Origin of the sequence: Actinoplanes sp. NPDC049265 (genome assembly GCF_043197135.1) — a bacterium.
Classification (GTDB): Bacteria; Actinomycetota; Actinomycetes; order Mycobacteriales; family Micromonosporaceae; genus Actinoplanes.
Genome location: NZ_JBICSP010000030.1, coordinates 66030 through 83067, shown reverse-complemented (window position 1 = coordinate 83067; position 17038 = coordinate 66030). Strand labels below are relative to the sequence as shown.

Sequence of the window (17038 nt, the reverse complement as noted above, 5' to 3'; positions counted from 1 at the left end):
TCGGGATAACGACAATCACCGATTCGTGGTCATGCGGTCAGCGCCGAAAATCGACCATGAAGACGGTCACGCTCGCCGATGGTCGCGGCCAGCGGCGAGCCGTTCGGCCCCAATCCGATCCGCCCGCTCGCTCGCTCGCCACCACGGTCAAACCGCGGCCCTCATCTCGTACGGTCCAGCGACGCAGGCAACCTGGATTTCAACTCCCACGTCGGCAAGTACACCTATCGGCGGGAGCCGACGCCCTGGTGAGGCTCGGCGTTCGGCACTACGACCCCCATCTCGGGCGATTCATCTCGCCAGACACCATCGTGCCGGACCCGAAGCTCCTAGGCTTGGGAGGTGGGACAAGCTCAGGCCGTGACGCGGGCGGTGTTCACACACTCGGCGACGTCCAGTACCAGCAGCAGCGGACCTTCGGTCTTGTACGCGCCGGTGACCAGCGCCCGTGACGGGCCGGTCAGGTGCGCCGGCGATTCCTCGAACAACTCGGCGTCCAGGTCGGCGACCTGCCCGATGCGGTCCACCAGCAGACTCACCGCCTCACCGGCGTACCGCACGATCACGTTCATCACCTGGCCGGACATGTTCCGGCGCGGCAACCCGAACTGAACACGCAGGTCCACCGCAGCGATGACCTGCCCGCGCAGATTGAACAGTCCTCCGACCGCGTCCGGCGCCATCGGCACCGGCGTGTACTCGCCGTACGACAGCACCTCCTGCACAGCCTCCACGCTCACGCCGAAGAACTGGCCGGCGACCTCGAAGGTAACGAACTGGCGACTGGACATGCGACTCCCCCGGGGGTGACGTCCGCCGAGGGACGTGCCGCGACGGATCGCCAGGAATATCGGAAGATCGGGTACCGGAACCAAGGAATCCGGCGTGATCAGTCCCAAAACCTGCGGGGCCGCTTGCTCAACAGACTGATCCGGCCTTGGGCCAACGACTGATACCGGATCAGACTGGCTGAGAACTCACAATGGGGCCCAAATCTCCCTGTCAGTCGAACGCACTGCCCTGGCCCGAGCCCGTTAGGACGACACCGCACGCCGCCGGCAACGCGTCCTCGACGTTCTCGCCGGGCCGCCTGGTCTCGCTCTGCGGTGTCGGCTCGGGAGGGCTTGTAGTCGGAAGCCGAGTCCCTGCTACGAGGCGAAGGGGGTCGTCATCATCATCTCGACGAGGAACGGCGGGCGGAAGTCGGGGACTCGGCCGGGCTCGAACAGGGCCGGGAAGTGCAGGTTCATCGCCGGCTTGGTGGCGTACATGTCGATCATGTTGGTTCGTGCCTCCTCTTTGAAAGCGAGGCGGGGGTACGCCGAGAGCACGGCGTCGATGGAGCCGTCAGGCATCGATTCGTAACCGATGCCGGCGAAGTCGAGGCCGCCGCCGAGGGACACGATGGCGATCTCCGGCCGCTTGCGGAGGGCGATGCCGAAGACCGTGTGCAGCGCGATGGCGTCCCAGACGACCTCGACCCGGTCCGCCGTCAGCCCGCGGGCGGCCAGGAACTCGCCGGCGGCGTCGGCCCCGTCGACCTCGAAGCGCTGCTCCGGCGTCCAGTTCTGGCGCAGCGTGCCCAGGTCGTGCAGGAGGCAGGCGAGGAACGTGAGCTCCTCGTCGTACTCCACGACGCTTTCTTCCCGTTGCAGGACGCTGCCGAACAGGAACGTACGCATGACGTGGTTGAACAGCACCTCCGACAAGGTCTTGCGCGCGTACGACACCGTCTCGTCGATGAGCTCCGAGCGCGGGATCCGGACGCTGGCGATCTCGGCCGGCAGCTGGACATCCGGCTCGTCGGCGCTGTCACGCCCGGCCGTCGTACGCCGTCCGACGACCTTGGAGCCGGGCAGCCGGCCGGCCTTGGACCGCCCGCGCATCTCGTCGCCGGAGATGATGACGTCGAAGGTGAGGTGCAGCCACATCGGCTTGGTGATCGTCTGCGCCCAGGTCAGCCGATCGCCGTCGAGGACGACGTCCCGCAGGGGGACCTCCTCGCCCGATCCGGTGTCGCGCGCGACGCCCCGCAGCGGACCGCCGTCGGTCGACAGGTCGAGGACGACCTGCCTCTTACCGATCGGCGTGTGCAGGGTGAGGTCCCAGGTTCCGTCCGGCCCGCTCATGCGGTTCTCGATAGCCACGAACCGGAAGTTACGCCCGGCCGCCGCCGGCCGGAATTGGCACGAGTGCCACGTACCACCGGATCCTCGCCAATCGCGAAGCCTCAGCGGGCGGCGCTGGCCGTGGCCGGGCGCTTCCCCGAACTGGGCCGGTTCACCATGAGGCCGGCATAAAGCGGCTCCGTCCGGAACAGTTCGTGGGTGATCTCGGCGTACGCGACCGGGCTGTCAGGCCCCTGGCCCGGCTGCTCGGAAGGAGTGGCGGCCCGGTCCGGCGGCGAACTTCACGTAGCCGTCGGTGGTGCCGATGAAACGTGCTCCGGGTGAGGCCACGACGGCCGCCCGGCTGCGGGCGGGTACGAACACCGTGGCCCGCCCGCCGGCCGGTATCCGCGTCTGCAGCGTGAGGTGGCCGGCCGACCTCGTCCAGCCGGAGCTCACCTCGCCGAGCGGGGTGTCGACGTGGCCGGCGGCGTGGCGCAGATCCCCCATCGGGTGCGGCTTGATGACGACGTCGGTGTAGCCGGGTGCGGCCGGCTGGATGCCGGCGACGTACTGGTAGAGCCAGTCGTCGACGGTGCCGAGGAACGCGTGGTCGTGCGAGCGCGAGGTGGCGGCCCACTCCTCCCACATCGTGGTGGCGCCGAGGCTCTGGAACCAGTAGCCCCAGCCGGGCGCGGTGGGGTTGGTGGCGACCTGGTAGGCGAGGTCGGCGTGTCCGCTGTCGGTGAGGACGGGCAGCAGGGCCTTGGTGCCGAGTGCGCCGGTGTTGAGGTGCGTTCCGCGGCCGCGGATGTCGGCGATCAGGTTGTCCACCACCGCCGGGCGGCTGGCCCGCGGGACCAGGCCCAGGGCCAGGGGGAGCAGGTTGGAGGTCTGGCGGTATCCGGCGTCCCGGTTGTCGTAGTAGACGCCGGCCGGCTCGTCCAGGAAGGCCGCGTTGAAGGCGGTGGCGATGCTCGCCGCCAGGGTGGTGTAGTGGGCGGCGTCGCCGGTGCGGCCCAGAGCTTTCGCCATCTCGGCCATCCTGGTCGTGGTCTGGTAGAGGGTGGCGGTGCCGACCAGGCGGGTCCCCTCGGGCGCGAAGGCGTAACCGGGCGCGAGCCAGTCGCCATAGCTGAAACCGGTGTAGATGTTGCCCGTCGCCGCGATGGTGCGCTCGTAGTACCCGAGCCAGGCCTTCATGCTGTCGTAGTTGTCCTCGACGGCCCGCCGGTCGCCGTAGTACCAGTACAGGTCCCAGGTGATCTGGACCAGGCTCGCCGACCAGACGGGGTCCTTGACCGCCCGCCCCGATTCGGTGGTGGGCTCGGTGATCCCCAGTGACCCGTCCGGGTTCTGGTCGTCGCGATGCGACCGCGTCCAATTCTCGTAGAACCCGCGCATGTCGAAGTTCAGGATGGCGGAGTCGGCGTACAGATAACCGTCGGCGGTGTACGGACGCTTCTCGTACATCGGGGTGTCGGTCGGGATCGAGTGCAGGTTGTTGAGGATCGTGTCGGCCTGCGCGTTCTGGTAGCGGTTGAGCAGATCGCTGGAGCTGCGGAAACCGCCGGTGGGGGAGACGGCGGTGTGCACCCGTACGCCCTGGACGGATGCGAGGGTGACGCCGGGCGGGACGGTGATCTGGGCGTAACGGAAACCGGCATAGCTGTAGCTGGGCTGGTAGGTCTCCAGGCCACTGCCGTTGAGGGTGTACGCGTACGACTGCAACCGCAGGCCGAACCCGCCGGTGTTGTCGACGGTGCCGTCCGCGCGCAGCTTCTCGCCGTAGACGATCCGTACCGTCGTGCCGGACGGCCCGCGTACGCCGATCCGCGCCCATCCGGCCGTCGGACCGCCGAAGTCGTACACATGTGAACCGGCGACGGGGGTGGTGACGGCCGCGACGTGCAGCGGCTCGGTCACCTTGACGGCCGGGAACGCCTGGGACCGTGGCGTGCCACCGGGCGGATCCACGTTGACGGCGGGCGTCCAGCCGGTTTGGTCGTAGCCCGGCCGGTCCCATCCCGGCCGGTCGAGGCGGGCGTCGTAGGTCTCGCCGAACCAGAGGGACTCCGAGCGGGTCGGGCCGTCGGCCACGGTCCAGCTGTTGTCGCTGAGCAGCCTCGTACGGGTTCCGTCCCGGTAGGTGACGTCCAGTTCGAGCTTGAGTTTCGGCTCGCCCCACCAGGCCGAGGCCTTCCACTCGTCCGGGTCGGTCATCGAGTGGAAGCCGCGCCCGAGGCTCACGCCGATCGCGTTGGCCCCGCGCCGTAGTGTCGAGGTGACGTCGTACGTGCTGTAGAGGTAGGTCTTGTCGTAGACGGTGAATCCGGGGTCGAGTTCGTGGTCGCCGATCCGCCGCCCGTTGAGGTAGAGCTTGTTGTAGCCCAGCCCGGCGATGTAGGCGCGGGCCGAGGCGATCGGCCGTCCGAGGGTGAAATCCCGGCGCAGTAAGGTTTCCGGGGGTGGTAGGGCGGCGACCGAGCTGCCCCACGGCCCGCCGCCGTACGCGGGACCCACGTGCGCGGCGGGCCAGGCCGCGTCGTCGAAGCCGATCTGTTCCCATCCCGGCTCCGGGCCGGCCGCCGACCTCCACGATCCGTCGGTCACCAGGCCGGCCGGTCCGCCCGAGGTGTCGACGTGAAGTTTGGCCAGCAGCCCGGCCGGACCGGGTTGCGCGTTGGTCGCCTCGACGGCGATGACGTTCGGGCCCGGTCGCAGCGAGGCGGTGAGATCGATGATCGAGGCGGTACGCCAGGTGTCGGCCCCGGCGGCCGAGTGACCGGCCGACCGGCCGTTGACCAGGACGCTGAACGAGTCGTCGGCGGTGATCTGCAGTTCCGCCGCGGTGATAGGCGCGCCGGCCGGCAGGTCGAACGTACGCCGGAAGTAGCGCGTGCCGGCGGGGGCCGAGGCCGCCGGATCGCCTTCGGGGTACCAGATCCAGGCGGCACCCGAGAGCGCCGGCGTGGGTATCGTCCGGCGTGCGCCGATCCAGCCGCCGAGAAAGTCGGTGGGCCTCAGGAACGCTGTCTCGAACGACGCCGGCCGGCTCCACCGGGAGACGTGCTGGGGATCCGGCCAGACGCGGACCCGCCAGTAGTAGCGGGTGCGCGAGGTGAGGGCCGGCCCGCCGTACTCGACATCGAAGGATTGCGCCGAGTCGACCCGTCCGCTGCGCCAGACGTCGGCCGGGCCGCCGGGTGACGTCGAGACCACGATCTCGTACGCCGACTGCTGAGCGCTCCGGCCGCCGGAGAGTCTCCAGCCGAGACGCGGGCGCGGGACGTCCACGGCCAGCGGTTCGATCTGATGTTCGACGCTGAGCCCGTCGACCGGCGGGACGGTGGGTTCGAGGGCGCGGGCGGCGGTTCCGGGACCGACCGGCAGAGCGACCACGATCAGCCCGAGGAGCGATGCCCTGAAACGACGCTTGTCCATCATGCACTCGCCTCCCGAATGAATCGTTTCAAGATCACCAAATGTGACGGCGTCAGATCCTTGGGCTAGTACGGCCACTCTGCTGCGGACAGTCAGTGTGTGTCAACCGGCAACGCGAACCTCGGGGAAGGTCAGCGGGGAATCGGTGCGGGTGCGATGGCCGCGGGCTGCGGTGACTCAGCCGACCTAATCCGTTGTGGACGCTCTGATCCCACGCCGTGTTCATCAGGGCTCCCATCCGTTGTCGGCGATCGACGCGCCGACAGTGCGAACGGGGGTGTTGCCTCGGCGTCTCGCACGCTGTCACGGATTCATTCAACAGGTGTTGACCGAAAAGCGCTGTCGTTCTACTCTCATTCAACATACGTTGAATGAATGGAGTGGTCATGACCGCCACGTCACGTGAAGTCGTCGAGCGGATCCTGCGCGCCGGCCGCGAGCAGGACACCGAAACCTTCGTCAGGCTGTTCGCGCCGGACGGGTATGTCGAGTGGCCGTACCGACCGGCCGGCATCCCGGGCCGGGTGGAGGGCCGCGACCAGATCCGCACGTTCCTCACCGCCCAGGCCAACGGCCTCGTCAAGTTCGACGAGTACCGCGACACGGTGATCCACGAGACCACCGATCCGCAGGTCGTGATCGTCGAGTACGAGGCGCACGGCACCGTGATCCCCACCGGCGCACCCTTGCACCAGACGATCATCGCCGTCTTGCGGATCAAGGAAGGCCTGGTCGTCTCGTATCGCGACTACCTCAACCCACTGGTACTGGCCGAAACCCTGGAGAGCGCGCGGAGTCAAGGCTTCTGACCAGTCACGAGGGTGGCGTGGCCGCTGCCGGGTGGGCGAAGTCGGCCCGCCATGAACAGCGGCCGCGTCCGATCCGTCAAGAGGTCAACGCCTCGGCCAAGCCTGGGAGGGGTCTCGCGATCGGAAAGGACTTGCGGATGACGTCGATCCTCTGTCTCGCCGTCTTCGGCTTCACGACGGTCGTTTTGCTGTCACTCAGCCGCCGGGCGCGGAGACCGAGTCGCTATCAACCGGGTTCTGGCTATGACGGCGGGAGCTATGACGGTGGTGGCGACGGCGGTGGTGGCGACGGCGGCAACTGAACGCGCCTCAGGAGCGAGAAGAAGGGCAGTACATGGAGAGGTCCAGGACCGAGTTCGACGTCATCGTCTGCGGGGCGGGAGCGGGCGGTTCGACGGTCGCGGGTCTACTCGCCGGTGATCAGTCGTTGCGCGTGCTACTGGTCGAAGCCGGTCCCGCCGACGCGGACGGGCGAGTTTCCGATCCTGATCGATGGCCGGAGAACCTGGGCAGCGAACGTGATTGGGGCTATCGCACCGAACCGGGCGCTCAGACGGCCGGTCGGCGCCTGTTGTACTCGATGGGCAAAGGGCTCGGCGGAGGCTCGAGCATCAACGTCGGCGTCTGGTCCCGGGGTCACCAGCGCGACTGGGACGATTTCGCCGAGAACTGCGCGGATCCGCGGTGGAACTATCGCTCGATGCTCGACGTCTACCGCCGGCTGGAGACGTGGCGAGGGAAGCCGGACGCGGCCCGCCGAGGCAGTCGGGGTCCGATGCACATCCAGCCGGCGCAGCAGGTGCATCCGTTCTTCCACGCCATGCTCGACGGGGCCGAACAGCTGGGTCTCGAACGCTTCGACAGCCCGAACGGCGAACTCGCCGAGCGTGGGGCCGGCTGCGCCGTGCGCGACGAGATCATCGACAACGGCGAGCGCCGATCGCCTTACCGTGCGTTCGTGGCACCCCGGCTGCATCAGGACAACCTCACGGTCCTGACCGGAGTCCGGGTCGACCGGGTCCTCGTCGAAGGCGGCCGGGCGGTCGGCATCGAAGCGTTCGCCGACGGCCGGCCGGTCACCTTCCGCGCCGCGCGTGAGGTGGTGCTCAGCCTCGGGGCCGTGCAGACTCCGAAGGTTCTCCTGCGATCCGGCATCGGCCCGGCTCGGCACCTGGAATCGCTCGACATTCCCGTACAAACCGATCTTCCCGGTGTGGGCGAGAACCTCGACGACCACCTGCTGTTCGGTTGTGTGTGGGAGGCGGCCGGGCGAGACCTGCCGCCGCCGCCTCGGGCACAGGCGGTGTGCTTCTGGGGTACGGACGGTCGGCCGCGATCGCCACGGTTCGTCATGTACTCGGGCGCCGCCGCGTTCATGAGTCCCGAGGCCGAGGCCCGCTACGGGCACCCGGATCCAGCGTTCACCTTTCTGCTGGGCATGCGCTTGCGTTCGCGCGGCTCGGTGCGGCTGCGCTCGTCCGATCCGGCGGCGGACCCCATGATCGTGACCGGCTTCCTCGACGATCCGGACGACGTCCGCGACGCGGTCGAAGGGTTCCGGTTCGCCGAGGCCGTCGCGCACTCGCGGCCGATGGACGAATATCGAGGCGACCGTGGTGTGCCGGGCCAGGTTTCCGACGCCGACGTCGTGGCCTATCTGCGCACCGCGGCGAGCACGTTCTGGCACCAGAGCGGTACGGCCCGGGCCGGCCTGGATCGAACCGCGGTCGTCGACCCGGAACTCCGGGTGTGGGGGGTCGGCGACCTGCGGGTGGTCGACGCGTCAGTGCTCCCCGGCGTGACCTCGGGCAACACCATGGCGCCATGTGTGGCGATCGGCGCGCGGGCGGCCGACCTCATCGGCGGCGGCTGATCCCGCCTCGACCGGCCACGACTACGACTGAAACGTTCCAGACAGTGGAGGGTAAGAACGCATGAGCATTACCTCGGACGAGAGCCGGGACCGTGTCTTCCGGTTGAGTGAGTCGACATCCACGACGATCCTGACCTTCGGCGACGAGACCGACGGCCGGCACGACTTCACTGACACCTATCAAGCGGCCGGCGCCCGGACCTCGCTGCACATGCACACCCGGTACGACGAACGATTCTGGGTGGTGGAGGGTTCCCTGCACGTCTGGGCCGGCGACGAGGCGCTGACGCTGCGCTCCGGTGACTACTACGTCGTACGGATGGGAACGCAGCACGCTCTCCAGGCCGGGCCCACCGGCTGCCGGGCTCTGCAGATATCCTCGCCCGCGGGTTTCGCCGAGCTGATCAGCCGAGTCGGCATTCCCGAGCGGCAGGTGGAAGCCGGCATCGAGTTCGATCCGGAGCGGTTCCTGCGGGTGGCGACCGAGCTGGGTGACGTCCAGCTCGGGCCGCCCGGCGCCCTCCCGCCGAGGTCGCGGTCCTGAGAGAGCCGGCCGCCTCGCCACGGCCGGGCAGCGTGCGTGCGCCCGGCCGTGGCGAGGCGCGGCGGTGACGCCCGTTCTCAGGCTCCCGTGACCGAGCGGATCCAGTCGCGGTTGCGGGCCACGCTGGCGTGGTCGTTGAACCCGTCGGAGCGAGGAGCGCCGACGCTGGTGCTGATGACCCCGACCTGCGTTCCGTCGACGATGAGCGGGCCGCCGGAGTCGCCCTTGTAACCGGCGCCGGTCCCGCCCAGGCTCCACGAGGACAGGCCGGGACCACCGTCGCCGTCGGCGTTCTCGTCGGTGAAGATGAAGGTGCTGGCCTGCTTCAGAACCGGTGACATCACTGGCGGCTGCCCCGGCGCTTCGGCGGCCTCGGCTCCCCACCCGTACATCGTGCCGTGGGTCGGCAGCGCCGGGTCGGTGCTGGCGAGACCGACCGGCGCGATGTCGACCGGAGCGGCCAGATGGAGCAGTGCGACATCGCCGGCCGCGGGAGGGGTCCGCGACTCGTCCACGGCGATGCGGGTGCCGCCGCCGAGTTCGGTGCGGCCGATGCGGATCGCGGTGGTCTCGCCCGCGTCGGCGAGGCAGTGGCGGGCGGTCAGGACCCAGCTGTCGGCCACGAGGGTGCCGCCACACTGGAACACGTCGCCCTGGGCGGGACGGACGTCGAAGACCTGGGCCAGGTAGGGGGCCGGTCCGGCCGGTCCGCCGCCGACGATGCGGATCGGGACGCCGGGCAGTGCCGCGGAAGCCGGCGAAACAGGAATCCCTACCGCTGCGGCCACGGCGACCACGACGGCCACGGGCATGCGTACACGCATGGCTCTCCACTCTCGAGAAGGATGACGCTCGACCTGAGCGCATCGATGGTCGCGAGTCGCAATGTCGCGTTGCAATAGTGAAGGCACGTCTCTCTGTGTTGTGCCCTTGTGCGCCATGGCTTTGCCCGGTCGGCGCGACTGACTGTCACCGCGTCCGGCCGTTTCGGACGAAAAACATCAGGCCGTGAACGCTCGCGCGGCCGGCTCCGTCTCTGCAAGTGTCCGGCCCGGTGGTCCGGCAGTAGTCGTCGAGCGTCACAGGATGGATCGATACATGCGGACCCGAAGTTCCCCGTTGCGGAGCAGCAAGTTGCGCGTGCTTGGTTTCGCCTGGGTCGCGTTGCTCCTCTCCGCCTTCGCCGTGCACGCGGCGGAGGCGGCACAGACGCCACCGGCGGCCGACGCCGGATGCCACGTGGACGCCCCGAGTGTGCTGACGGACTACATCGAAGGCCACGGGCAATCGATGACCAGGATCGACTGTGACGCCGACGTGGCGCTCTACTTCGATGACGGCCTCCAGGCCGCGCCGGCGGCCGAGACAGCCTGGATCGGACCGCTGATCACCGATGTCTGGCAATACTTCAAACGTTCGTACGGCGACTGCGCGGTCCCTCGGGAGCTACCGGCGCCGATCGGGCCGGGGTGTGAGAAGTTCGGTGCTCCCAAACCGTTGGTCGCGTTCCTGCACCGCGACGCCGTCCGTGGCGGCACGATCCAACAGCGGTTCGACGCCGGTTCCGGCTATCGCAACACCATCGACGTGGGCTCGGCCAGCTGGTCGCCGAACAACGACAGCCTGCGCGACCGGATCGTGCACGAGGCCTGCCATCAGGTCGAGGGCGCCGGCCAGGGTGTGCACGACTCCCCGGCGTTCTCGATCTGGGGCGACAGCAAGTGGGCCGAGTTCTGCGTGTTCGACTTCTACTGGCACGCGGGGCGGGCCGAGGACGCCTATCGCGTGTTCAACCAGTGGATGAACGGGAAGGACGACCTGCCGGCGGGTGGGAAGTCGGCCGCCTGGTTCCGCGACTGGTTCGTACCGATCTGGCAGGCCTCCGGCAAATCACCGGCGGTGATGGACCGCTTCTTCGGACTGCTGTCGCGCCATTTTCCGACGTCGGCGGAGAACAACGGCAGAAACCTCGTCTACGGCCGCCGGATGAACGCGGGCGAGTTCGTCCACTTCCTGAGCGGCGCCGTCGGTGAGGATGTGAGCGGCCGGGCCGCCTTCGCATTCAACTCCGGATTCTCCCGGAGCCAGTTCGATCAGGCCAAGCGAGACTTTCCCCAAGTGACCTATGCTCCCGCCGCCTGCGTCGCGCAGGGCGTGCCGTGCGCGCCGATCCGTGTCACCTATCCCGGCCCGGCGATCTTCGCCACCAGGGGAGCGAAGGCGCTGCCCATCACCACGGAGCAGCCGCCGGCCGGCACCCTGCGATACAGCGCCGAAGGGCTGCCGGACGGTGTTTCGATCGATGCGTCCACCGGGCTGATCTCAGGTGTGGTGATCACCCCGGGCCGAGGCCTGGCCACGGTCACCGCGACGGCCGGCGATGCCAGCGGCGTCACCTCGTTCGTGTGGACGGCGGCCGAGCGCGCCGGCGCCCTGCGGGACGGCACCGGCCAGTGCGTCGACAACTGGGACGGCCGGACGGCCGACGACAACCAGATCATGTCTCAGAAGTGCACCGGGATTCCGCAGCAGACGGCGGCGATCACCGGCACCCAGGTCGGCTTCGCCGGAAAATGCATGTCGCTGCACAACGGCGAGGTGGCCGTCGGTGCCAAGGTCGTGTTGTGGCGGTGCAACGGCAGTGACGCACAGAAATGGCAGATCGATCAGGCCGCCGGGACGGTGCGAAACGGCGCTTCCGGGACCTGCTTGACCGCGAACGGGTTCGAGCGCGACCTGACCGTCACCCCGTGTGCGGGCACCCCCGGTCAGCAATGGCAGCTACCCGGGCAGGACGTCACTGTCATCCACCCGGGCGCCCAGTCGATCGGCACCGGGCAGGCCAGCACTCTGCGGATACGAGCCGAGCCGGCCATCGCGGGAACGGAGCTGACCTATCAGGCGACCGGCCTGCCGCCGGGCCTGACGATCGACAGCGCCACCGGGGTCGTCTCGGGCCGGACGACCGCCGCCGCGGCCAGCTACACCAGCGTCATCACCGCGAGGACGCCGACCGGCACCCCGACGGGTGTCACAGTCGTCTGGACGGTCGTCGACTTCGTCGGCGCGGTGCGCGACGGCAACGGCTTCTGCCTGGACAACTGGGACGGCCGGACGGCCGACGGCAACCGGATCATGTCTCAGGAGTGCACCGGAATCCCGCAGCAGAACGTGGCGGTCAGCGGGGACCGCATGACCCTCGCCGGCAAATGCCTGTCGCTGAGCGGCCGGGCGATCACCGACGGAACCAAGGTCGTGCTGTGGACCTGTGACGGCGGCGACGTTCAGCGATGGCGGTTCGACCCGGTGGCGGAAACGCTGCGCAACGCGGCCTCGGGAACATGCCTCACCGGTAACGGGTTCCAGAGCGACCTGACGATCGCCCCCTGCGTGGGCACAACCGCCCAGAAGTGGCAACGCATCACACCATGACCCGAATTGCCCGATGCAGAGTTACATGCCGTCGCCGTGTTAACAGTCGTAGCCGAATCTGTTCAGGAGGTTGAGACACGCATGAGGTCCCTACGCATGTTCATCGCTGGTGGCGCCGCCGCGACACTGGGGCTGGTGACGGTGTTCGTGGCGCCGTCCGCCGCCCAGGCCGCGTTCTCGGACTGTCCGGCCGACCTCTTCTGCCTGTGGACGGACCCAGACGGCGGTGGCCCCGGCATCTGGTCCAAGGCCGACCGGCCGGATCTGCGCGTCCAGAACATGGACGATCGGACCAGTTCGGTGGCCAACAACTCGACCACCCGAGGGATCTGCCTGTACCCGGACCTCGACTTCGACGGTGCCTGGGCCGCCTACGTGCCGGCCCGGACCTGGGCCAACATCACCGATTCGGAGGCCGACGACCAGGTCACCTCCGTCCGCTGGGCGCCGTCGGAAGACCCGCCCGCCTGCTGGGTGGTCTCCGGTTCCCGGAAGACCCGCGTGGCCGGGTCGGCTCAACCGTTCGGCCGCTGATCACCGACCAGGCCCGCTCCTCCCTGAGCGCGTTGCGTCTGGAGGGGTGTGGCCTGGTCAAACGGTACGAACCGGCGGTACCGGAATTCGCAGATCCGTACAAGGACGGGTGCTCGGGGCGGTCACTATCGTCCCCATCATGACCCGTTGCCCGACTGGAGAGGCTCGCTGATGTCCGACGTCGATGCCACGTTGCAGGACCGGCTCGCTGCCCTGGCCGAGCGGCACCACGTCGTCGGGGCCAGCCTCGCCGTGGCCGTCGGCGACTGGTCGGCGACCGCCGCCACCGGCGTGCTGAACACGCGTACCGGGGCGCCGGTGACCGTCGACAGCGTCTTCCAGATCGGCAGCATCACCAAGGTCTGGACGGCCACGCTCGTGATGCAGCTCGTCGACGACGGGCTGCTCGACCTCGACACCCCACTGATCTGCTACCTGCCCGACTTCCGGGTCCTGGACGAGGAGACCACCGCGGCGGTGACCGCCCGCCATCTGCTCAACCACACCAGTGGCATCGGTGGCGACTTCTTTCCCGACGCCGGTCGCGGCGACGACAACCTGGCCCGCTATGTGAGCGCGATGTCCGGCCTCGCGAACAGCCACCCACTCGGCGCGACCATGAGCTACAACAATGCCGGTTTCGTGCTGCTCGGCCGTCTGGTCGAAGTGTTGCGTGGCAAGTCGTGGGACGCGGTCGTACGTGAGCGACTGTTCGTACCGCTCGGGCTGCCCGCCGCCGGAACTCTTCCCGAGGAGGCACTGCTCTGGGGGGCGGCGGTCGGCCACTTCGGGACCGAGGTCAGCCCGGAATGGGGACTGCCGCGGTGCGTGGGACCTTCGGGGTTGATCCACGCCCGTGCGGTGGACCTGCTGACCTTCGCGCGGCTACACCTCGCGGACGGTGTGACCGCCACGGGGGAGCGGTTGATCTCCGCCGAGTCGGCGGCCGCCATGCGGACCCCGCAGGTGGCGGTCCCGGAGCCCTGGACGTCGGGAGCTCACGTGGGGCTCGGCTGGATGCTGTTCGACTGGGGCCGCCCGGTGCTGGGCCACGACGGAGTCACGCTCGGGCAGAACGCGTACCTGCGTATCGTCCCCGGTCCCGTGCCGACGACCGTCGCCCTGCTGGTCAGCGGGGGCGACGCCGAACAGCTCTACCAGGACCTGTTCGCCGAACTGCTCCTCGAACACGCCGGCGTCACCATGCCGCCGGCCCCGCAGCCCCCGCCGGAGCCGGTGCCGGCCGACCCGGCCGGCGTCGTCGGCACCTACGAGAGCGTCCTGATGACCTACCTCGTGGAGGATCGTGCCGACGGTCTGGTTCTCGTCACCCGGCCCAGTGGGGTGCTCGCCGTCTCGCTCGGCGCGGACGAGATCGAGTCTCCACTGATCCCGTTCGGGCCGAACGCGTTCCTGACCCAGGTCCCGGGACGCCAGAGCTGGCTGCCGGCGGTCTTCTACCAACTGGAGAACGGGGACCGTTATCTCCACCTGGGCGCCCAGGCCACCCCGCTGGCGAGCCGGGTTTGAGCGCGCGTGCTCCTTCACGCGCACATTTCGTCGTACGGATACACCAGACCAGACGGTGAATCTCGTCGCCCGCAACGTAAGACGGCGTTCACGTGACGGCGCAGGCTGCATGGGCCGGATCGAGGAACGGGAGAGCGGCATGAGGTCGTACGCAGCAGTTGCCGGAGCATGTGTCGTCGTCACGATGGCGGCCGGGTGCAGTGGAACCAGAGACCAGGGCGGATCGGCGGGCGCCGTCGTCGACGGGGCGACCTTCACCCTGGCCGTCAGCGCCGATCCGGGGAACCTGGATCCGCAAGGCTCCGTGACCAGCAACGTCTTCGAGATGAGCCAGTTCGCGTACGACCACCTGCTCAACGCCGACAGCGCCGGGAAGATCTCGTCCGGCCTCGCGACCGAGTGGAAGGTCGACGGCACGAAGGTGACGTTGACGATGCGTAAGGGCGTCACCTGTTCGGACGGCGCGCCCTTCACACCAGCGGACGCGGCCGCCAACGTCAACTACGTCGCGGATCCGAAGAACAAGAGCCCGTTTCTCGGCGTTCTCCTGCCCTACGGTGCGCACGCCACCGTCGACGACCAGGCGGGAACGGTCACCGTGGCCGCACCGGACGCGCCGTTCGTACTCACCGGGCTGGGCAACCTGCCGATGGTCTGCGCGGCCGGCATGAAGGATCGCAAGACTCTGGCGCGGCAGACGAACGGCACCGGACCGTACCAGCTCAAGCTGGCCGAGCCGGGCAATCAATACACCTACACCAGGCGGGCGGGCTACAGCTGGGGGCCCGGCGGCGCCAGCACCTCGACCCCGGGCCTGCCGGCCGAGGTCGTCGTCAAGGTCATCGCCAACGAGACCACCGCCGCGAACCTGTTGCTGTCCGGTGGCCTGAACGCGGCGACGGTCCGTGGGCCTGATGCCCAGCGGCTGACCGCGGCTCACCTGTACTCCAGCGACCAGAACAATCTTCTCGGCGAGATGTGGTTCAACCAGTCCAAGGGCCGGGTCACCGCGGAACAGCCGATCCGGCTGGCCCTGACGAAGGCGCTCGATCTGTCTCAGCTGGCCAAGGTGATCACCTCCGGGCGCGGTGGACCGGCCACCACGCTGGCGGCCGACCCGCCGGTGGCCTGCCCGGGGAAGTCGGTACCGGATGCGCTCCCGGCCCACGATCTCGCGGCGGCCGGCCAACTGCTGGACCAGGCGGGCTGGACGGCCGGACCGGACGGCATCCGTGCCAAGAACGGCAAGAGCCTGTCCGTGACCTTCGTGCACGACACCGCGGGCGGTCCGGCCGGCTCGGCCGCGGCCGAGCTCGCGGTGGCCGGGTGGAAACAGCTCGGCGTACAGGTGACAGTGAAGCCGCAGGATCAGACCGCGATCGGCAGCACGCTGTTCAGCACCGGCGATTGGGACATCTCGTGGGAGCCGGTGGGTGTCGGCAGCCCCGACCAGCTCCGGCCGTTCCTGTCCGGTGCGGTCCCCCCGAACGGCACCAACTTCGCGAGCATCAACAACGCCGACTACCAGGCCGGCGCGGCCAAGGCGGCGACCAAGCCGGGTTCGGCGGGGTGCTCCGACTGGCTGGCGGCCGAGACGCACCTGGTCAGCGCGGCCGACGTGATTCCGTTCGCCAACCAGACGGTCAAGACGTTCGGTAACGGCGCCCGGTTCGACCAGGCGATGACGCTGATTCCGATGAGCATCCGGATGGTGGCCCGTTGATCGTCGCCCGATCGACGTTCGGACGAGGGTCCGCGGTCGCTGACGGGCCGGGCCTCGGTGCGGCGACGCCTCGAATCGTCATGATCTGGCTCGACCACCCCTGGGCGCGGTTCGCGGCGCGGCGTGCGGGCCGGCTCGTGGTGTCGGTGTGGGTGCTGATCACCGCGTCGTTCGCGATGATCCACCTCATCCCGGGGGACCCGGTACGGGGTGCCCTCGGACCGACCGCGCCGGCCGCGCTGGTCGACGCGCGCCGTGCCGCGCTGGGCCTGAACGATCCCCTCTGGGTGCAGTACGGGCACTATCTGCGTGGCGTTCTCACCGGTGACCTGGGCACGTCGATCACCGCGAACCTGCCGGTGTCGCACGTGATCGGCGAACGGCTGCCGATGACGCTGGAGCTCGCTCTCCTCGCGTTCCTGACCGCCGCGGTGATCGCGATGCCGCTCGGAGTCTCGATGGGCGTGCTGACGCGAGACGGCCGCGCCGGTCGGGCCGAGCTGGCGTTCACCTCGGCCGGTGCGCTGGTCGGCGCGGTTCCGGAGTTTCTGCTCGGGGTGGGCCTGGTCTACGTGTTCGGCGTGCATCTGGGCTGGCTGCCGGTCGCCGGCCAGGCCGGGCCGGAATCGTTGGTCCTCCCGGTGCTGTCGCTCGCGGTCGGCCCGGCGGCCATCCTGGCCCGGATCGCACGGGTCGAGATGGTTCGGGTCCTGCAGGCCGACTTCGTCCGTACCGCCCGAGCCAAACGGTTGCCGGCGCCCGTCATCTATCTGCGCCACGCCCTGCCGAACGCGCTGACCGCGGTGATCACGATCGGTGGACTGTTGCTCGGGTCGGTGGTGGCCGGGACGGTGCTGGTCGAGAACGTCTTCGCCTGGCCCGGGCTGGGCAGCACGATGGTCCAGTCGATTCTGGTCAAGGACTATCCGATCGTCCAGGGCATCGTCCTGATCTACGGCGTCGTGGTGCTCGCCCTGAACCTGGCCGTCGATGTGACACTCGCCCTGCTCGATCCCCGCTCGACGATTCGGGAGAGCTGAG

Annotated in this window: 13 protein-coding genes; 9 read left to right on the top strand and 4 right to left on the bottom strand. The window is 69.0% G+C overall.

The features are described from left to right. Window positions 1-353: 353 nt before the first annotated feature. The 3 genes from ACGFIO_RS41165 to ACGFIO_RS41155 form a co-directional block, all read right to left on the bottom strand. Window positions 354-791, bottom strand: coding sequence for a chemotaxis protein CheW (locus ACGFIO_RS41165; protein ID WP_392835913.1), 438 nt, complete (start codon window positions 789-791; stop codon window positions 354-356). 357 nt (window positions 792-1148) lie between these two features. Beyond that, a complete protein-coding gene (locus ACGFIO_RS41160) occupies window positions 1149-2147 on the bottom strand; it encodes an HD domain-containing protein (protein ID WP_392835911.1) in 999 nt (332 codons plus the stop codon). A gap of 207 nt (window positions 2148-2354) precedes the next feature. Further along, a complete protein-coding gene (locus ACGFIO_RS41155; RefSeq protein ID WP_392835908.1) occupies window positions 2355-5555 on the bottom strand; it encodes a family 78 glycoside hydrolase catalytic domain in 3201 nt (1066 codons plus the stop codon). 383 nt (window positions 5556-5938) lie between these two features. On the opposite strand from ACGFIO_RS41155, the gene ACGFIO_RS41150 reads away from it, so the two are divergent. The 4 genes from ACGFIO_RS41150 (at window position 5939) to ACGFIO_RS41135 (ending at window position 8778) form a co-directional block, all read left to right on the top strand. Further along, entirely contained in the window at window positions 5939-6361 is a 423-nt protein-coding gene (locus ACGFIO_RS41150) for a nuclear transport factor 2 family protein (RefSeq protein ID WP_392835906.1), read from the top strand. 137 nt (window positions 6362-6498) lie between these two features. Beyond that, complete coding sequence (locus ACGFIO_RS41145; protein ID WP_392835904.1) at window positions 6499-6663, top strand: hypothetical protein; 165 nt, start codon at window positions 6499-6501, stop codon at window positions 6661-6663. Window positions 6664-6695: 32 nt separating this feature from the next. Next, entirely contained in the window at window positions 6696-8234 is a 1539-nt protein-coding gene (locus tag ACGFIO_RS41140) for a GMC family oxidoreductase (RefSeq protein ID WP_392835902.1), read from the top strand. A 61-nt stretch (window positions 8235-8295) separates the two neighbouring features. Beyond that, complete coding sequence (locus ACGFIO_RS41135) at window positions 8296-8778, top strand: cupin domain-containing protein (RefSeq protein WP_392835900.1); 483 nt, start codon at window positions 8296-8298, stop codon at window positions 8776-8778. Between the two features lie 77 nt (window positions 8779-8855). Here the strand turns inward: ACGFIO_RS41135 and ACGFIO_RS41130 are convergent, their stop codons facing one another. Further along, on the bottom strand, window positions 8856-9602 hold the full coding sequence (locus ACGFIO_RS41130; protein WP_392835898.1) for a S1 family peptidase: 747 nt from the start codon (window positions 9600-9602) through the stop codon (window positions 8856-8858). Window positions 9603-9876: 274 nt separating this feature from the next. On the opposite strand from ACGFIO_RS41130, the gene ACGFIO_RS41125 reads away from it, so the two are divergent. The 5 genes from ACGFIO_RS41125 (at window position 9877) to ACGFIO_RS41105 (ending at window position 17037) form a co-directional block, all read left to right on the top strand. Then, window positions 9877-12210: a ricin-type beta-trefoil lectin domain protein gene (locus ACGFIO_RS41125; RefSeq protein WP_392835896.1), complete on the top strand. Its 2334-nt coding sequence runs from the start codon at window positions 9877-9879 to the stop codon at window positions 12208-12210. 96 nt (window positions 12211-12306) lie between these two features. Continuing rightward, window positions 12307-12744, top strand: a complete 438-nt coding sequence (locus ACGFIO_RS41120; protein WP_392835894.1) for a peptidase inhibitor family I36 protein — start codon at window positions 12307-12309, stop codon at window positions 12742-12744. Window positions 12745-12891: 147 nt separating this feature from the next. Then, the gene (locus tag ACGFIO_RS41115) at window positions 12892-14274 is read left to right on the top strand and encodes a serine hydrolase domain-containing protein (RefSeq protein ID WP_392835891.1); all 1383 of its coding nucleotides are present in this window, start codon (window positions 12892-12894) and stop codon (window positions 14272-14274) included. A 139-nt stretch (window positions 14275-14413) separates the two neighbouring features. Further along, on the top strand, window positions 14414-15997 hold the full coding sequence (locus tag ACGFIO_RS41110) for an ABC transporter substrate-binding protein (protein WP_392835890.1): 1584 nt from the start codon (window positions 14414-14416) through the stop codon (window positions 15995-15997). A gap of 80 nt (window positions 15998-16077) precedes the next feature. Next, complete coding sequence (locus tag ACGFIO_RS41105) at window positions 16078-17037, top strand: ABC transporter permease (protein ID WP_392835887.1); 960 nt, start codon at window positions 16078-16080, stop codon at window positions 17035-17037. The last annotated feature ends 1 nt before the right edge of the window (window position 17038 follow it).

What these genes read in the sequence shown, in the direction of transcription:
- ACGFIO_RS41165 (WP_392835913.1), bottom strand. Translation starts at nt 791, where the DNA reads ATGTCCAGTCGCCAGTTCGTTACCTTCGAGGTCGCCGGCCAGTTCTTC.
- ACGFIO_RS41155 (WP_392835908.1), bottom strand. Translation starts at nt 5,555, where the DNA reads ATGATGGACAAGCGTCGTTTCAGGGCATCGCTCCTCGGGCTGATCGTG.
- ACGFIO_RS41150 (WP_392835906.1), top strand. Translation starts at nt 5,939, where the DNA reads ATGACCGCCACGTCACGTGAAGTCGTCGAGCGGATCCTGCGCGCCGGC.
- ACGFIO_RS41145 (WP_392835904.1), top strand. Translation starts at nt 6,499, where the DNA reads ATGACGTCGATCCTCTGTCTCGCCGTCTTCGGCTTCACGACGGTCGTT.
- ACGFIO_RS41140 (WP_392835902.1), top strand. Translation starts at nt 6,696, where the DNA reads ATGGAGAGGTCCAGGACCGAGTTCGACGTCATCGTCTGCGGGGCGGGA.
- ACGFIO_RS41135 (WP_392835900.1), top strand. Translation starts at nt 8,296, where the DNA reads ATGAGCATTACCTCGGACGAGAGCCGGGACCGTGTCTTCCGGTTGAGT.
- ACGFIO_RS41130 (WP_392835898.1), bottom strand. Translation starts at nt 9,602, where the DNA reads ATGCGTGTACGCATGCCCGTGGCCGTCGTGGTCGCCGTGGCCGCAGCG.
- ACGFIO_RS41125 (WP_392835896.1), top strand. Translation starts at nt 9,877, where the DNA reads ATGCGGACCCGAAGTTCCCCGTTGCGGAGCAGCAAGTTGCGCGTGCTT.
- ACGFIO_RS41120 (WP_392835894.1), top strand. Translation starts at nt 12,307, where the DNA reads ATGTTCATCGCTGGTGGCGCCGCCGCGACACTGGGGCTGGTGACGGTG.
- ACGFIO_RS41110 (WP_392835890.1), top strand. Translation starts at nt 14,414, where the DNA reads ATGAGGTCGTACGCAGCAGTTGCCGGAGCATGTGTCGTCGTCACGATG.
- ACGFIO_RS41105 (WP_392835887.1), top strand. Translation starts at nt 16,078, where the DNA reads ATGATCTGGCTCGACCACCCCTGGGCGCGGTTCGCGGCGCGGCGTGCG.